We start from the raw sequence: 12,781 nt of genomic DNA, 5'->3' as shown, positions 1-12,781 counted from the left end.
GTTTACACGCTCAAGAAGTTGTAAATGAAATCGTTAACGTCACCCTGCTCTTCCACCTCGTCGCTGTTCTGTGCCCCGACGGACATTGCCAGCGCAACCATGCCATCTATGCGCCCGCTGGATTTGCCTTTTACGAACTTGCGGTTGCCCGCAGGGTCAGTGATGACGGTCGCGTTTTTGGCGCACATCTCCAGGATCGGATGATTGCCATGCTTCAGCTGCGCGCCGAGCAGTTTGGTTTCCAGCTCACGCAGCGCCGGTGACATAGATACAAAGCCCTGCCCGAATTCCACGAACCGTTCGAGTTCAGCTTCTGTGAATCCGGCGTCAATAAGGTGCGGACGAAGAAAGCGCATGTTGTAACGGTCAAAGGCCAGCGCCCTGACGTTGCAGGTATCGAAGATGTCGCGAAGTTCTTTTGCGATAAAGGCGTACTCAATGGCTTTGCCAGGTGTCGTATTGAGGTAACCCTGCCGCGCCCAGATGTCATAAGGCACACGATCATTACGGGCCTTATCAGCCAGGCCTTCCGCTGGCAGCCAGAACTTACAGTGCACATCGCCTCTGGCAGAATTCAGCACCAGTGCCGTAAGATCCGAGACGCTGGACAGGTCAAGCCCGCCCCAGACGGTGGAACCGGCCAGGCTGTCAGGTTCTTCTTTATTCATATGCCAGACGGTCTGACTGACGAACGGGCTTTTCGCCTCAACCCGCCGGTTAAGGACAAGGTTTTCAAACTCAGCCTGACGCGAAGGCAGACGTTTGGCGCTGGCGGCCATGTCCAGCACTTCCTGCTGATTCATGAACACGTCAAATGCCGGGTTTGCTGCTCTGATCGCCTCAACCGAAAACGGATCAATATCTTCTGGCGCGGTCTGTAAACGGACCACCGTTCGCGGGTCGGCGCCGGTCAGCCCGTCATCAATTAACAGGCTCAGGAGGTCGCTGGGATCCGGTGCCTGTGTGCTGATAATCACCGAGATCGGGTTTTCCTGCGCGGCGGTTGCTGTCTCCAGCGCCTCATAAAGCGGATCACGCGGGCCACGAACCTGGCCTAACTCATCGTGGGCGACAAAGCGCGGCGAGAATCCGTAAGCGGTGGTCGCTTCGGCGCTCAGCGCCCGGTAATAGGAGCCCAGTTCAGGGCAGTGGATCTCTTTGGCTGAGTCTTTAATCGCCACGTACTGCATCAGCACTGGGTTCATCCGGCACATTTTTGAGGCGAGGTTAAAGAGGATTGCAGCCTGATCGCGGGAACGGGCCGCTGAGTAAAGCTGGGAGTTGTGTGCCGCCTCCGGCCCCACCAGATAAAGCAGCATCAGCATGGCGGTTTCCACCGTCTTGGCGTTTTTACGCCCCCTGCTGATGATCGCGCGGCGGGTGCCATGCACGTTATCAAAGATTGCCCTGAAGTCATCCTTCATGAAGTCGGCCATCTTCAGCCGCTGTCCGACAAACTTGCCCTCAGGGATGAGGATGTTCTGCTCACACCACCGGATGTTTCGTTCAGCCCGTGTCAGGGTCTTTTTAACCATCAGCTACTCAGCCTTAATCAATTTCCCAGGGCTTTTTCTCCCGCGCCAGATTGTTATGCGCCCGCCCTACTGTTTTCGGGTCGGTGGTGGCCTGGCGCGTGATCCGCAGGCGGGTAGCCAGTGAAGATGCGGAACGGACTTCACGCTCACGCATAGTCAGCAACCGGTCGTAACGCTTAAGGCCATCTTCACGTGACAGCCATTCCAGCTCGAACGCTTCCAGCTGCGTGGTGATGATCCTGGCCTGAACGACATGGCGGCAGTACATCTCCATCATGTCGCGATGGGTTTCGGTGAACGAGCTGGCCGGATTGTCATTGACCAGACGGATCCAGACATTGATCTCCGGATCGCTGAGATGCAGCGACGGCTGTAATCTGCTTTCAGCCAGCGCCGGCAGCGAGACAGCAGACGTCGCAGCGAGAGACTTTCTGCCTCGCTGTGCCATCACTTTTTCCTTTTTTTCTGGACGTTTTTAATAAAAAGACTGAGGGCGCGGTCTTTAAGATTTTGCCATCAGAGTTTTACCCCTCCCCCAGCCCTTCCGGCCTAACAAATGAGAATTGCTCTCACTTCTCGATGATGCGCAGGTTTTCACGGGGCTGATAATGCGGCACCAGCCGTTCGCGGGTTCCGAGGGGAATGGTCAACGTAACCGTGGGCAGCGTCTCTCCTACCTCATGATGGAGGTTGATCGCTGTTAGTGAGCTGAAGCTGATGCCATCAATGCTCAGTTCAACCAGCCTAACTTCGCGGTATTCAACCCTGAGGTCCTGCATTGTATGCTCCTTTTACCAGATTACCCGCCCTTCACTGTCGAACTCTGTCACCGTTCCGCCCTTCTCCATCCGCTGCTTCACTGAGTCGTGACAACGTTTGCAAAGCGACTGAAGGTTGTCCGGGTCGTGAAAGAGTGTCTCGTCACCCTTATGCGGTGTGACGTGGTCAACGATTGAGGCTGACACTACCTGCTTGCGTTTGAGATGAAACTCGCACAGTGGCTGTTTCTGAAGCTGATGATAGCGCAGGCGGTACCAGCGCTTAGTATTGTAGAGGTTATGCCAGGGCGAACTGGAACACATATTCACTCCAATAAAAAAGCCACCAGCTGATGCCAATGGCTTTGGAATTAAGTGCATGCATTATCATTTTTTATTATCAATAGCTGCCTGAATAGAATCCGCTAATTGATTGATTTTATTGATTACATTATCTAAGTCAAATCCTGACTTAATACCGCTGTTAGCACCCGTAGCACCAACAGCAGCTTTGGCTATCTCAAGAGCGGCTTTAACAACTTCCACTCTATTTTGTTCAGTATCAGTAGCAGAAATATAGCGTTCTAACATTGCAAACTCCTTTTCATAGGTAGAGATGGGGTTAAGCGTGAAACTTCTTTTTGTAAAGTCTTATCAAAGGCACTCAGCTTTTATATGATTTACAATTCGTACAAACTCTTCTGCATCCAAGAAGTAGCTGGGATAAGCAGCTTTAAGGTTACTTACGTTTTCTGTAGAAACCAAAACCACTTGCATATATAAGTTACCTTCAGCCTTTTTTTCCCACTCTAAATATTCTGCTGTCGCTTCGTTTATACGTCTAATCCCGAAACTCTTTATTTGTACATTTTGTGATGCAGTATCCAAAATTAACAGATGATAGCTCCCACCATTTCTCGTGATATCCTCTACCGCTACTCTAAAGGCCAAAAGACGATCAACAACTGCTAACCGAGTAGTCATTTCCTCGACAAGTTTAAAAGTTTGCATTTTGTCAAGATGAGCATACTGAGGTACAGGATTACAACCTTCCATTAATGCAAAAGCACTACCAACCAACGAGAAATATTCATTCCATGCTTCATCTGCTTCGCTTGACTTTATAGATTGCCCTATAAAAGTCCCCATGGTTTCCACAGCAGTAGCCCATGCGTGTTGCATTTTTGTGCGTATTTGAATTTCAAGTAAGAGACCATTATGGTGTGGATTGGTAGCACCTTGATATTTATAGACTAAGTGAATACCCCTGTATCCTGAGCTTTTGGGCTCGTTAATGTAATCTTTATGAGATGTAAGAACGTGCCTGAAACGGTTATAAGAGTTATTTAAGTAGCTTTTTTCAAGTTCTCTCACCGCATCCATAGAGCACACAACAGCTCGTAAGCCACCAAGGTCTTGCATCCTAGCTAACTGCATTTTTGGGCTTCTTTTAAGCTTACCTATTATAGAGGGTATGCGTTTTAAGCGTTGGGATGCAATGGCAGTTGGATCAGCAACCTTCATCTTTCGGCGAAGAGTTGTCTGAAATGCATTTAGAGGATGAACACACATTTCTCTAAGATTGTTCAAGACTTCAAGAGCCCATATAAAATCATCGATACTGTATTCCTCTGAATCAGTAGAGCGCAGGATCGCCCCTGCTCTATTGATTTCTCCTTTTGAGTACTTTAACTCTGCCATTTTCATTCCCATGTTTTTTTCTTATCATCCCAGATAAACCACACAAATATTAATGATTTTTTTAATCATTTAGATAAAAGATTTTAATTGAAATTCGCACTTTTTTTAGTGCTTTCTATCTTAATTACACTGGGTTTTCACATACTCCTGCAATCCCTTAAGCTGGGTGGTTATCGTTTGGCTTCGTTGTCTGAGTAGAAAATAATCCCGTTCAGCGGCGTAAGCAAGTCTGGGGCCGGTGCCATCATCCACGCTGGTGGCGCTGGCCGCTCCGTTCTCTGGGCATGTGGCGTTGAGCCGCAGCCGCTTACGCCCAGCAGAAACATCACGCTCAAGCTGATCAATAGTTTCCTGGGCATCTGCCAGCTCCTTCGTGTATTTGGTATCGAGCGCAGCCACTTCACGCTGGCGAGTTTGCATGTCGGTAATGGTGTCCGTCGCCAGCTTCAGGTTGTGTTCGGCGGTATCGGCGCGGTGCTGCTGGTCAGCAGCTTTATCGTAATAATGGAAGGCAGCCACCAGCTGGAGAATGAACACCACCAGTACAACCAGCGGTTTCCACCCTGCCTTCAGGAAGGCGAGGTTCATGCCAGTGCCCGCCGCGCTACCTCATAACGCTTGGTGCGGTCATCAATGCCGTTTTGCCCACCGTTGATGATCTGCGTCACCCGCACCACATCGCCAGGATACCGCATGCAACCGCTGGTGGCAAAGAACCATGCCGCTGATCGGGCTGCGTGGCGGTCTTCCGCCAGCAGTTCAGGCGTAGTGACCAGATCAAGTTTCAGGGCGGCACCGCATTTGCGGTAATTCTCCAGCCCGGTGATCTGAATCAGACCGCGACCGCGATATTTCCAGCCATCCTGTGGACCTTTGTTGCCATTGCGTTTGTTGTAGACCAAATTTGCGATCGCCCGCTGTCGCTCCAGTGGCAAAGAGGATTCACCAGCGCGGCGGCCAAGCATATTCGCCTGGTCCTGCGTGATACGCCCTGCGCGGATGAAACCGGCCAGCCCTGCCACGCTGTAATTGAAGCTTTCTACCAGCGCGGTAAAGCCCGTTGATTCGTGGCCTACCTGCGCAATGAACATGGCCTGTTGCACCGGTTCGGTGATGCCGAATTCACGCATCGCCGCATCGATGTGCGGAAACCAGCGCGCGGCTAAACTGGCGCTGAGATTAGCCGCCCGTTGAAATTGTGTCTGGTTCATTCTGGCCTCAGTACCTGGAACAGCTGCGCCACATTACCCCGTGCCCTGAACACGGCGGCGCAGATGATTAAGTTGATAGTGACGGTCGCCCAGTGGGCGTGGAAATAGAAATCGAACAGGAAGCGGAACGGCACCGAGGCATACGCCAGGATAATCAGGTACGCCAGCCAGGACGCCCACCAGTTATGTTTTCCGCCCGGCTTACGGAACATCATCAGGCGCAGAACAATCGCGGTGCATGTCATTACGTTGGTCAGCACCAGAGGATCACTTATTACCATTGGTTCCTCCTCTCCACCTTTGCAATAACGTCAGCGGATCCTGCTCACTGAAAAACGTGAGTGTCTTGATAGCAACGGCGGACAGGAGAACAGCGCCCAGAGCATCAAGCGGCTTGTCGTTGTAACTGGTCATGCTGGCGAGCCAGGAGCCCACCAGCCCGGAACCATATACCCCGGCAAAATAGGAAACGATGAAGTATGCAGATCGGCGGAAAATCGTCAGGTCTGCCGCAGTGGCCACGTAGAAAACGGCACCAGCGAACGCGCCGAACACAACACCATAGTCTGTGCCGGTCAGTAATCCATAAATGCTGGCCCCCGTTAATGCACTAGCCGCTGCAACAGATCCGGATACAGGTTCGGACATTTAGCCCCCTCGTCATTGCTGTGGATCCTCTCAGGTGAGGGGAAATAAAAAAGGCCGCCCTTAGGCAGCCCTCATAAAGATAAGTCCTCGCAACAACGAGGTTAAGAAATGGTTTTAAGTCCGTGGCGAAGAAACCACTCTTAACAGGTTACGATAGTTTTTGCGTACGCGTTAGCATTTGATTACAATATTTTTTCCACTCAGAAACTAGGGATTTTTATGAATTTTTCTTATACAAAAAAGGATGGGCTCTCTAAGAAGTGTCTTGTTAGGGGTTTCAAAGTAAACACAACAACCACTGATATTCTTTTTGATCAGATTTCTAAATCGACAAAGATTAAAGTAAACTCTGTCATAAAAATTTCTAGCGAAAAGCACCTTAAAGTTAAAGAGTTTGAAACTAGAAATAATCAACATTATATTCATGTTGCGCTATATAACCCTAAAGCTCAGGTATCTATCTCTCCTTTGCTTCCATCTTCAAGCGACTTATTAGATGTCGAAAACCTTGATGACCTCCATGCTTTTCTTTTAATAAAAGACAATCGCCTTGCATCATTAATGCAAATCTCAACAAATTGGTGTGAAGTGAAAATTGCAAAAATACTCGAGCAATTTGGTATTGATGTAACCCCAACTGCCATATTGCAAAAAGCAGTAATACAACGGATAAAAGATGATAAGTTAAAGGCTTTACATTTGAATATAAGTGTAGATGAATCTGATTTCGTTAAACCTCCTAGCATGATTGGTTCTTTATTTCAGAAAGAACCTCAACTCAAAGCGAAGGGTATTTCAGGTCATTTTACAATTGATGCTAAAGGTAATGCAGATTTAGCACAATCCATAGAATCAAATCCAGCTAATTGGATCAGTGATTTAGACTCAGATTTTTATATTGAAACCAAAAAAGGCGAGAAAATTTTTGGTGATGATTTGAAACTTACCAAAACTTATTATACTGTGCCTTATGGTTCTAAGTCTATAAATGCGAAATATGCAAAAGAAATCCTTCTTGATTTTGCTACAAAAGAGCTATAATTGAGACAGTCAAACAAAAGGAGGCTTGTATGTTCAGAAACATTGATAAAACAGGTTTGTCTATCTCGGCACTGAACATTTTAGCCTCGGTTAGTTTTTCTTACTTTCTCACTGGAAGTTTGACCAATAACACTGATGCCCTAAATTTGGTGGCAAATGTATTCTCCATACTATCTGGTTTTTTACTATTAGTAATTACAATGTCTGGGGAAAACTCCACAATAATGACAAACATAAGCGCCCTTGACGCAGCAAACCAAGAAAAAAGATTCTTAATGAGATTCAATAAATACTATCTTCTATTTTTGCTATATATTTTAACATTAGCATTAATTTTTATTTTCTATCTTATATCAAAAGATAAGAATAATACGTCAGGGCTGTTGGTTTTAGTAAAAACAGTGGTAGGGCATATGATTGCATTTCTTACATGCTTTTCATTTATTCAATCCACTTTCATACCATTAAAAATCAAAGAGCTATTCAGAGAAAAACGCGAACTTAACACAAAATAAGCCGCTTACGCGGCTTTCAACCTTACAATGTTAGCATAGAATGCACCCCCTGAATGAACCCAAGAGCAGTCTGTAGCTCCTTTCTTATTGTTCCATCTGAACACTTTCGCTTTTTAGCAATTGTCCTTAACGATATGCCAATCACAAAATGAGCAATAACAAGCTCATATTCTTCGGCTTTATATTTACGCAAACGAGCGACACATCCATCGATCATAATGCCTGTGTCTTCATCACACTGATTCCGTGATTTCTTTCCGTGTGGAAGCAGGCCTTTAAACCCTGCAGCAATTGGCTGCCAATCTACTCCACTATGATCTGAAGCAGCCCAGGCACCCCACAAATCCATTACTTCGTACATATCACGCATCAATTCTCTCCACTAAGTTACGCCAGTACGCCGATCGCCAGCGCGCGGTCTAATGTCTTCAGCAGCAGCTCGGGCTGCGTGCCATATTTTTCTTCAAACGCCTTCATGTCAGCGTGCAACTCGTCGTGATGCGCTCTGCACAGCGGTATCACGAACAGGTCATGCGCTTTGGTGCCCATTCCGCCCTGGCCGTAGCCAATGATGTGATGCGGATCATCTGCCTGATTACCGCAGCACGCACAGGGCTGCTGCTTCGCCCAGCGGGTGTATTTCTCGTTTTCCCAGCGCCGGCGTTTCGGACGGCGCATAAAGGATTCCGGCGATTCCGGATCGATGCGCAGTGCCAGCACCTGCTTAGCTTTTTCCTCAATAATGCTGGCCGCCGCCGGGGCCGGTACCAACTCACTTTCGCGATACACCGACGGAATGGTTGCCACCGGCAGGCGTAACGCATGGCGCGCCAGCTCTTCGGGAATAACGTCAGCCAGATCGTTACGTACCAGCCACCAGCACAGCTCCGGGATCGTCAGCTGGTGGGTATCATCAAAGCCCAGCGCCATCCGCACGAACTCAATGATCCACTGCGCCAGGTTCGTCCGGGCGATGCCCGCTAGGCGCTCAGTGAACTGGCCGCGCAGTGTGTTATCGCAGTGCCAGCAGACACGGATCACGCCGGGCGCATGATGAAACGCCGTCACGTTTTCCATATGGTAGGTGCCGTGCGGATACTGGCATTCTCCGCCGCGCATCAGCCAGTTTTCCAGACCGGACATGCCGCCGGCGCGAGCAATTACCTTTTCGTTTTCAAACACCGGTACCAGCATCGGATCTTCTGCCAGTGGCTGCGCGGCGGGCGGGATTTGCCCGGACGGTAACCCGGCCAGACGTTCCGGTTCGTTCTCCAGCAGCATGCGCCCGCGGCTGAAGTGCGCCAGCAACTCAGCTCCGGGACGGAACATCACCACACCCAGCTCCCGGACCACTACAGGTTTCAGAAGTGCTCTCACGTATCACCTCAGTGGACGGTTTCGAGCAGACGCAGCAGCTCAGGAAATTTCGATTCGAAGAAATGCGGCTGCGTCTCGCGCGGGTTAGCCGGACTGGTGATGTTCTTCCCGTACATGCAGCCTTTGGCGGTCATCGACCAGAAGCGCTTCACGCCGTTCGCACCTGACCGGCTACGGCGTTCTTTTTGCTCAACGATCCCCAGCTTAGCCAGCTGCTGGTATGCCAGCGAAGCCGTCATACGGATACCGCTGGCTTTAAGCAGGGCGCTCAGGGATTGCGTGGGGCGGCTTGAGCCATCGGGAGCACCAGCCGGCGCGTCGATAGCATATTGTGGGGCGAGGCTCGGAAGACCCACGGACTCCTGTAATTTCTGGCAGGCGCCGAGCACGGAAGAGTTGGAGAGGTTCAGGGATCGCTGCATAAAGTCGAGCAGGATAACGCCGGCCTGCATTTTGTCGGCTGCCAGGCTCTGCGTGGTTACCGGCTGGTTTACTGCTGCATCGAACGTCCGGATCACCCTCAGGCTGAACTGGGGGCTGATCCACATAGCGTAAGAATAAACCAGCTCTTTACAGACGTAACTGCCCTGCTCTTTGCCGCCACGGATGACGCTGACAGGATCAGGCGTGTCCGAGTTGCTAATTTGCAACTCGCTTATTAATTGTTCGGTTTGTTCGTTCCGGAGCCAGAACGCTGGCTTATGTTTATCCTGAGCACCAGCAGCGCGATGAAGATCGTTCAGACAGTAACGGCCAAAAATATCACGGCGTACAGAAACGCCGTCAATCACGAGTAATTGACTCATAGTGTTCTCCACGGTTTTTGATACGAACGGGACTGCACTCCCGTTTCGTTTGCACATATCGACCTTAATTCTGATTTGCATAACTTTCAACCTTACCTGTATGTACATCCACTACCGGCCTGAAAAGGTTGATCGTGATCTCTACCCTTCCCTTCTTTATCACTGGCCCCCACTCCACCAGCATTCGTTTCACCTGGCTGTCGTCCTCCCAGACACCAGCGTGCGTCAGCGCGTCAAATAGCGCTTTGTTGTAGTTGTCGATGTCCCGGCGGCGGGCGTCCGGCGGGTACAGGGTTATTTCAACGGAAGCGGCTTCCGCTGACGGCTTCGGTAAGCGGCGCAGTTGCTCGATGATCGCCGCGCAGGCATCGCTCTGATATTTGCGCCCGGCGGCGCTGATGAGATGGCGACCGGCCAGCGGCCCCTTATTTGGGGCGCGCCAGTAGGTGTTAACACTCGGCGGGAACGGCAGCGTCAGTTTCATACGGGCACCCCGCGCATTTCGAGAAAGGCGAGAGCTTCTTCACGTGCATGCTGATCGCCAGCCACCAGCGAGCGCAGCAGTGATATAGCCTCATCCTCTGCGCTTTGGCTGTTTATCGAGATGCCCCGGCTCACGCCACGCACCAGGTTGATCGCGCCTTTGCGCTGGAGTGCGCGCAACATGTCAGTGGCCGCGTTCGCTGACGATGCCCCCATCAGGTCGGCAACTTCTTTTTGTGAAGGCGGGTAGCCGTGCGTTTTCTGGAAAGCCACCAGCAGATCGAAAACTTCACGCTGGCGAACGGTTAAAGGTTTATTTTCCACTGTTCATCCCTCCGAGAACGGCAACAATGTCGTTTGCGGTTTCACGCGTGCTGCTTTTGCTGGATATTGAGCGGCGGGCGCGAACGTGATGCAGCGTGAAGCCATGCTGCGCGTAAAGCTCGGTGATACGTGGTGCGCTGGAGTTACTGATCACAACTGCGGCGCCACGCTGGTGGGCGGCAACACAACACTCTGCCAGCGCGACCTGATCGTCCCAGTTAAACCCGCCAGGGGCGTAGTTCGTGAAACCGTTGGTGCCGGGTAAAGGCTCGTAAGGTGGATCGCAGTAAACGACATCACCCTCACTCGCAAGCGACAGCGTGCGGCGATACCCCGCGATCATGAATACGCAGTTATGCGCCAGTGCTGTAAACGCCTCGATCTCCTTTTCCGGGAAATACGGATTCGGGTATTTACCCCAGCCGACGTTAAATTTACCTGCGAGGTTGTACCGGATCAGCCCGTTAAAGCAGTGACGATTCAGGTACAGGAAAGCGGCGGCGCGCTCCGGCCCGCCCAGCAGCTGCGCGTTGAACTCGTCAGCGACAGCAGCATAACCTTCGGCGCTGTTCAAAGAGCCAAACAGCAGGCGGGCATGCCGTAATACTGCATCCGGCGCCACGGCCAGCATCTGATAGAGGTGGATCAGGTCCGCATTGACGTCCGCCAGCAGGAAGGAGCTGTGCTTATCGGAGTTGATGAACACTGAGCCACCACCCACAAACGGCTCAATCAGGCGCAGGCCGGCAGGGATCAGGCGATCAATATCAGGCAACTGGTGATATTTACCACCAGCCCATTTCAGGAACGGCCGCCGCCATACACGGCGGGCTGCCAGCTCAGGTGTATCAGTGCCGCACTCATTGGCCAGAGACATCAGTTGCCCCCTACATAGTGACCGGCGACCTGTCCGCCATCCGGCTTACCCCGGGTCATTCCGCTCAGACAGCGCGCCCGGCGTTTACGGTACTTTTCACGATCTGCATTTACGGTTGCTGCGTCATATGCCTGGAGCCACAGCGTTGCAGCACGACGCCACTGTCTCTTGTTCTCCAGCTCAACAGCGCGCTTTTCGAGTGCTGCCAGCACGCTATTACTGCTCAGCCCCCGCTGATCGACCATATAGCGGAAGCCATCTGCGCTCTCTACGCGCTGTATTTTTCCGGTCTGCCAGAGATTTTCGACTGCCCCGAAGGCGGTGCTTTTGTTGATATGGGGCAGCGCAGCGGCGACCTCAGAGGGCAACACGCCAGGGTTGTTTTTGATGTATTCAAGTACCTTCGAAATGTTACTCATCCCCGGAACCCCTCTGGAATCTTGTTATCGCAGGCGGTGATCGCATTAACATCCCGCTCCTGGTTTTTATTCCACGTTTCACGCGCCGGGCGCCCCTTCGCTTCCCAGCGCGTTGCGCTTTGCAGATAGCCTTCGAACTTCTTCGGACCGAACAGCGTTTCAGGACGCATGTACTGGTACTGCTCGTCGTTCTCACGCCAGTGCTCGTGTTTCAGGTCAATCACCAGCTTCAGATCCGCAACGCTGTAACCTTCCCGCAGCCTGGCCCGGATGTTCTCCAGCGACGTTTTGGATTTCTGGTAACGGGATCCGCTGATCAGGTTCAGATGAGAAAGCACTTCGATTGCAAAATCAGTCAGTACAACTTCCGAGTCGGGTTGCGCAGCAACCGGACAAGAGGGTTTTGGTTTTACTTGTGGATCTGTAGTTGATTTTACTGACGGATCCCCACCAGATTCTGACGGGTCAAAACTGCCGCCAGCCCTGTTTTTTGATGCCTCAAATTTTGAGGGGTCAGATTTTGATGCATCAGATTTTGATGCGTCAGAATTTGACGGGTCAGAATCTGACAGGTGAGAGAATGCAGCGGCCTGGAGCTTTGCCACGTTCAGCTGATAGACGTTCGATGCATTGCGGTTTCCCTGGCGTCGTTGTTTACGCGAAAGCCAGTTGTCTTTTTCCAGCTGTGCGATCGCGGTACGCACGGTGCTTTCGCCCGCGCCAATCTGACGGGCAATGGTGCCGATGGAAGGCCAGCTGATGCCCTCGTCGTTACTGAAGTCGGCCAGTCTGGCCATAATCGCCACGCTGGAGAGCTTCATGCCTGAAGCGGCGCATGCGTCCCAGACGTAGCCGGTTAATTTAGTGCTCATGATCGCCCTCTATTTCCCTGAACTTTCGCTGGAACTGTTCGAGCGGGCTGAAACATTCGCCGTACTCATAACCTTTTCGCAGATAGATAACGCGCCGGGTTTCTGGCTCCCATCTGATGACCCGGACGGGAATGCCGTGATGGTCTTTGAACCATCGGTTGAGTTCACGCATAACGCTTTCGCCCTCCGGTAATACACACCCACGATTGCCCGC

Annotated in this window: 21 protein-coding genes; 2 read left to right on the top strand and 19 right to left on the bottom strand. The window is 51.2% G+C overall.

The window, feature by feature from the left end; genetic code table 11:
• Window positions 1-2: 2 nt before the first annotated feature.
• From KW828_RS07245 to KW828_RS07200, 10 genes are all read right to left on the bottom strand, one after another.
• The gene (locus KW828_RS07245; protein WP_218335755.1) at window positions 3-1,535 is read right to left on the bottom strand and encodes a terminase large subunit; all 1,533 of its coding nucleotides are present in this window, start codon (window positions 1,533-1,535) and stop codon (window positions 3-5) included.
• Window positions 1,536-1,548: 13 nt separating this feature from the next.
• A complete protein-coding gene (locus KW828_RS07240) occupies window positions 1,549-1,983 on the bottom strand; it encodes a hypothetical protein (protein WP_218335754.1) in 435 nt (144 codons plus the stop codon).
• A gap of 121 nt (window positions 1,984-2,104) precedes the next feature.
• Complete coding sequence (locus KW828_RS07235) at window positions 2,105-2,314, bottom strand: serine acetyltransferase (RefSeq protein WP_218335753.1); 210 nt, start codon at window positions 2,312-2,314, stop codon at window positions 2,105-2,107.
• A 12-nt stretch (window positions 2,315-2,326) separates the two neighbouring features.
• Complete coding sequence (locus tag KW828_RS07230; RefSeq protein WP_218335752.1) at window positions 2,327-2,617, bottom strand: HNH endonuclease; 291 nt, start codon at window positions 2,615-2,617, stop codon at window positions 2,327-2,329.
• A gap of 63 nt (window positions 2,618-2,680) precedes the next feature.
• Window positions 2,681-2,884: a hypothetical protein gene (locus KW828_RS07225; RefSeq protein WP_218335751.1), complete on the bottom strand. Its 204-nt coding sequence runs from the start codon at window positions 2,882-2,884 to the stop codon at window positions 2,681-2,683.
• A gap of 63 nt (window positions 2,885-2,947) precedes the next feature.
• Complete coding sequence (locus KW828_RS07220) at window positions 2,948-4,006, bottom strand: RelA/SpoT domain-containing protein (RefSeq protein ID WP_218335750.1); 1,059 nt, start codon at window positions 4,004-4,006, stop codon at window positions 2,948-2,950.
• Between the two features lie 108 nt (window positions 4,007-4,114).
• Entirely contained in the window at window positions 4,115-4,582 is a 468-nt protein-coding gene (locus tag KW828_RS07215) for a lysis protein (protein ID WP_218335749.1), read from the bottom strand.
• On the bottom strand, window positions 4,579-5,205 hold the full coding sequence (locus tag KW828_RS07210) for a glycoside hydrolase family 19 protein (RefSeq protein WP_218335748.1): 627 nt from the start codon (window positions 5,203-5,205) through the stop codon (window positions 4,579-4,581). The genes KW828_RS07215 and KW828_RS07210 overlap by 4 nt, the downstream gene beginning before the upstream one ends.
• Window positions 5,202-5,486, bottom strand: coding sequence for a phage holin family protein (locus KW828_RS07205; protein ID WP_072568830.1), 285 nt, complete (start codon window positions 5,484-5,486; stop codon window positions 5,202-5,204). The genes KW828_RS07210 and KW828_RS07205 overlap by 4 nt, the downstream gene beginning before the upstream one ends.
• Complete coding sequence (locus tag KW828_RS07200; RefSeq protein ID WP_218335747.1) at window positions 5,473-5,853, bottom strand: phage holin family protein; 381 nt, start codon at window positions 5,851-5,853, stop codon at window positions 5,473-5,475. Before KW828_RS07200 ends, KW828_RS07205 begins: the two co-directional genes overlap by 14 nt.
• A 219-nt stretch (window positions 5,854-6,072) precedes the next feature.
• Here KW828_RS07200 and KW828_RS07195 point away from each other — a divergent pair, with 219 nt between their 5' ends.
• Together KW828_RS07195 and KW828_RS07190 are read left to right on the top strand one after the other, a co-directional pair.
• Window positions 6,073-6,894, top strand: a complete 822-nt coding sequence (locus KW828_RS07195) for a hypothetical protein (RefSeq protein WP_218335746.1) — start codon at window positions 6,073-6,075, stop codon at window positions 6,892-6,894.
• Window positions 6,895-6,923: 29 nt separating this feature from the next.
• Window positions 6,924-7,409 carry a hypothetical protein gene (locus KW828_RS07190; protein ID WP_218335745.1) on the top strand — a complete coding sequence of 162 codons (486 nt, stop codon included), beginning with the start codon at window positions 6,924-6,926 and terminating at the stop codon, window positions 7,407-7,409.
• 22 nt (window positions 7,410-7,431) lie between these two features.
• Here the strand turns inward: KW828_RS07190 and KW828_RS07185 are convergent, their stop codons facing one another.
• The 9 genes from KW828_RS07185 to KW828_RS07145 form a co-directional block, all read right to left on the bottom strand.
• A complete protein-coding gene (locus tag KW828_RS07185) occupies window positions 7,432-7,779 on the bottom strand; it encodes an antiterminator Q family protein (RefSeq protein ID WP_218335744.1) in 348 nt (115 codons plus the stop codon).
• A 17-nt stretch (window positions 7,780-7,796) separates the two neighbouring features.
• Window positions 7,797-8,786 carry a DUF968 domain-containing protein gene (locus tag KW828_RS07180; RefSeq protein ID WP_218335743.1) on the bottom strand — a complete coding sequence of 330 codons (990 nt, stop codon included), beginning with the start codon at window positions 8,784-8,786 and terminating at the stop codon, window positions 7,797-7,799.
• An 8-nt stretch (window positions 8,787-8,794) separates the two neighbouring features.
• The gene (locus tag KW828_RS07175) at window positions 8,795-9,592 is read right to left on the bottom strand and encodes a KilA-N domain-containing protein (protein WP_218335742.1); all 798 of its coding nucleotides are present in this window, start codon (window positions 9,590-9,592) and stop codon (window positions 8,795-8,797) included.
• 64 nt (window positions 9,593-9,656) lie between these two features.
• Entirely contained in the window at window positions 9,657-10,076 is a 420-nt protein-coding gene (locus tag KW828_RS07170; protein ID WP_218335741.1) for a RusA family crossover junction endodeoxyribonuclease, read from the bottom strand.
• Entirely contained in the window at window positions 10,073-10,399 is a 327-nt protein-coding gene (locus tag KW828_RS07165) for a LexA family transcriptional regulator (RefSeq protein WP_218335740.1), read from the bottom strand. The genes KW828_RS07170 and KW828_RS07165 overlap by 4 nt, the downstream gene beginning before the upstream one ends.
• Window positions 10,389-11,276, bottom strand: coding sequence for a Dam family site-specific DNA-(adenine-N6)-methyltransferase (locus KW828_RS07160; protein ID WP_218335739.1), 888 nt, complete (start codon window positions 11,274-11,276; stop codon window positions 10,389-10,391). Before KW828_RS07160 ends, KW828_RS07165 begins: the two co-directional genes overlap by 11 nt.
• Window positions 11,276-11,695 (bottom strand): hypothetical protein, encoded by a 420-nt coding sequence (locus KW828_RS07155; RefSeq protein WP_218335738.1) that lies wholly within the window; start codon window positions 11,693-11,695, stop codon window positions 11,276-11,278. Before KW828_RS07155 ends, KW828_RS07160 begins: the two co-directional genes overlap by 1 nt.
• A complete protein-coding gene (locus KW828_RS07150; RefSeq protein WP_218335737.1) occupies window positions 11,692-12,567 on the bottom strand; it encodes a conserved phage C-terminal domain-containing protein in 876 nt (291 codons plus the stop codon). Before KW828_RS07150 ends, KW828_RS07155 begins: the two co-directional genes overlap by 4 nt.
• Complete coding sequence (locus KW828_RS07145) at window positions 12,557-12,739, bottom strand: DUF4222 domain-containing protein (protein WP_218335736.1); 183 nt, start codon at window positions 12,737-12,739, stop codon at window positions 12,557-12,559. Before KW828_RS07145 ends, KW828_RS07150 begins: the two co-directional genes overlap by 11 nt.
• Window positions 12,740-12,781 lie beyond the last annotated feature (42 nt).

Origin of the sequence: Enterobacter sp. ENT03, assembly GCF_019218745.1 — a bacterium.
Taxonomy (GTDB): domain Bacteria; phylum Pseudomonadota; class Gammaproteobacteria; order Enterobacterales; family Enterobacteriaceae; genus Enterobacter_D.
Note: the sequence above shows the minus strand (reverse complement) of the source record. Positions and strands in the feature narration are given on the sequence as shown.

Excerpts from the sequence above, each read along its gene's own strand:
- KW828_RS07185 (WP_218335744.1), bottom strand. The coding sequence starts at position 7,779 with ATGCGTGATATGTACGAAGTAATGGATTTGTGGGGTGCCTGGGCTGCT.
- KW828_RS07230 (WP_218335752.1), bottom strand. The coding sequence starts at position 2,617 with ATGTGTTCCAGTTCGCCCTGGCATAACCTCTACAATACTAAGCGCTGG.
- KW828_RS07145 (WP_218335736.1), bottom strand. The coding sequence starts at position 12,739 with ATGCGTGAACTCAACCGATGGTTCAAAGACCATCACGGCATTCCCGTC.
- KW828_RS07190 (WP_218335745.1), top strand. The coding sequence starts at position 6,924 with ATGTTCAGAAACATTGATAAAACAGGTTTGTCTATCTCGGCACTGAAC.
- KW828_RS07160 (WP_218335739.1), bottom strand. The coding sequence starts at position 11,276 with ATGTCTCTGGCCAATGAGTGCGGCACTGATACACCTGAGCTGGCAGCC.
- KW828_RS07220 (WP_218335750.1), bottom strand. The coding sequence starts at position 4,006 with ATGGGAATGAAAATGGCAGAGTTAAAGTACTCAAAAGGAGAAATCAAT.
- KW828_RS07240 (WP_218335754.1), bottom strand. The coding sequence starts at position 1,983 with ATGGCACAGCGAGGCAGAAAGTCTCTCGCTGCGACGTCTGCTGTCTCG.
- KW828_RS07175 (WP_218335742.1), bottom strand. The coding sequence starts at position 9,592 with ATGAGTCAATTACTCGTGATTGACGGCGTTTCTGTACGCCGTGATATT.
- KW828_RS07210 (WP_218335748.1), bottom strand. The coding sequence starts at position 5,205 with ATGAACCAGACACAATTTCAACGGGCGGCTAATCTCAGCGCCAGTTTA.
- KW828_RS07215 (WP_218335749.1), bottom strand. The coding sequence starts at position 4,582 with ATGAACCTCGCCTTCCTGAAGGCAGGGTGGAAACCGCTGGTTGTACTG.
- KW828_RS07170 (WP_218335741.1), bottom strand. The coding sequence starts at position 10,076 with ATGAAACTGACGCTGCCGTTCCCGCCGAGTGTTAACACCTACTGGCGC.
- KW828_RS07245 (WP_218335755.1), bottom strand. The coding sequence starts at position 1,535 with ATGGTTAAAAAGACCCTGACACGGGCTGAACGAAACATCCGGTGGTGT.
- KW828_RS07195 (WP_218335746.1), top strand. The coding sequence starts at position 6,073 with ATGAATTTTTCTTATACAAAAAAGGATGGGCTCTCTAAGAAGTGTCTT.
- KW828_RS07205 (WP_072568830.1), bottom strand. The coding sequence starts at position 5,486 with ATGGTAATAAGTGATCCTCTGGTGCTGACCAACGTAATGACATGCACC.
- KW828_RS07150 (WP_218335737.1), bottom strand. The coding sequence starts at position 12,567 with ATGAGCACTAAATTAACCGGCTACGTCTGGGACGCATGCGCCGCTTCA.
- KW828_RS07200 (WP_218335747.1), bottom strand. The coding sequence starts at position 5,853 with ATGTCCGAACCTGTATCCGGATCTGTTGCAGCGGCTAGTGCATTAACG.
- KW828_RS07155 (WP_218335738.1), bottom strand. The coding sequence starts at position 11,695 with ATGAGTAACATTTCGAAGGTACTTGAATACATCAAAAACAACCCTGGC.
- KW828_RS07235 (WP_218335753.1), bottom strand. The coding sequence starts at position 2,314 with ATGCAGGACCTCAGGGTTGAATACCGCGAAGTTAGGCTGGTTGAACTG.
- KW828_RS07225 (WP_218335751.1), bottom strand. The coding sequence starts at position 2,884 with ATGTTAGAACGCTATATTTCTGCTACTGATACTGAACAAAATAGAGTG.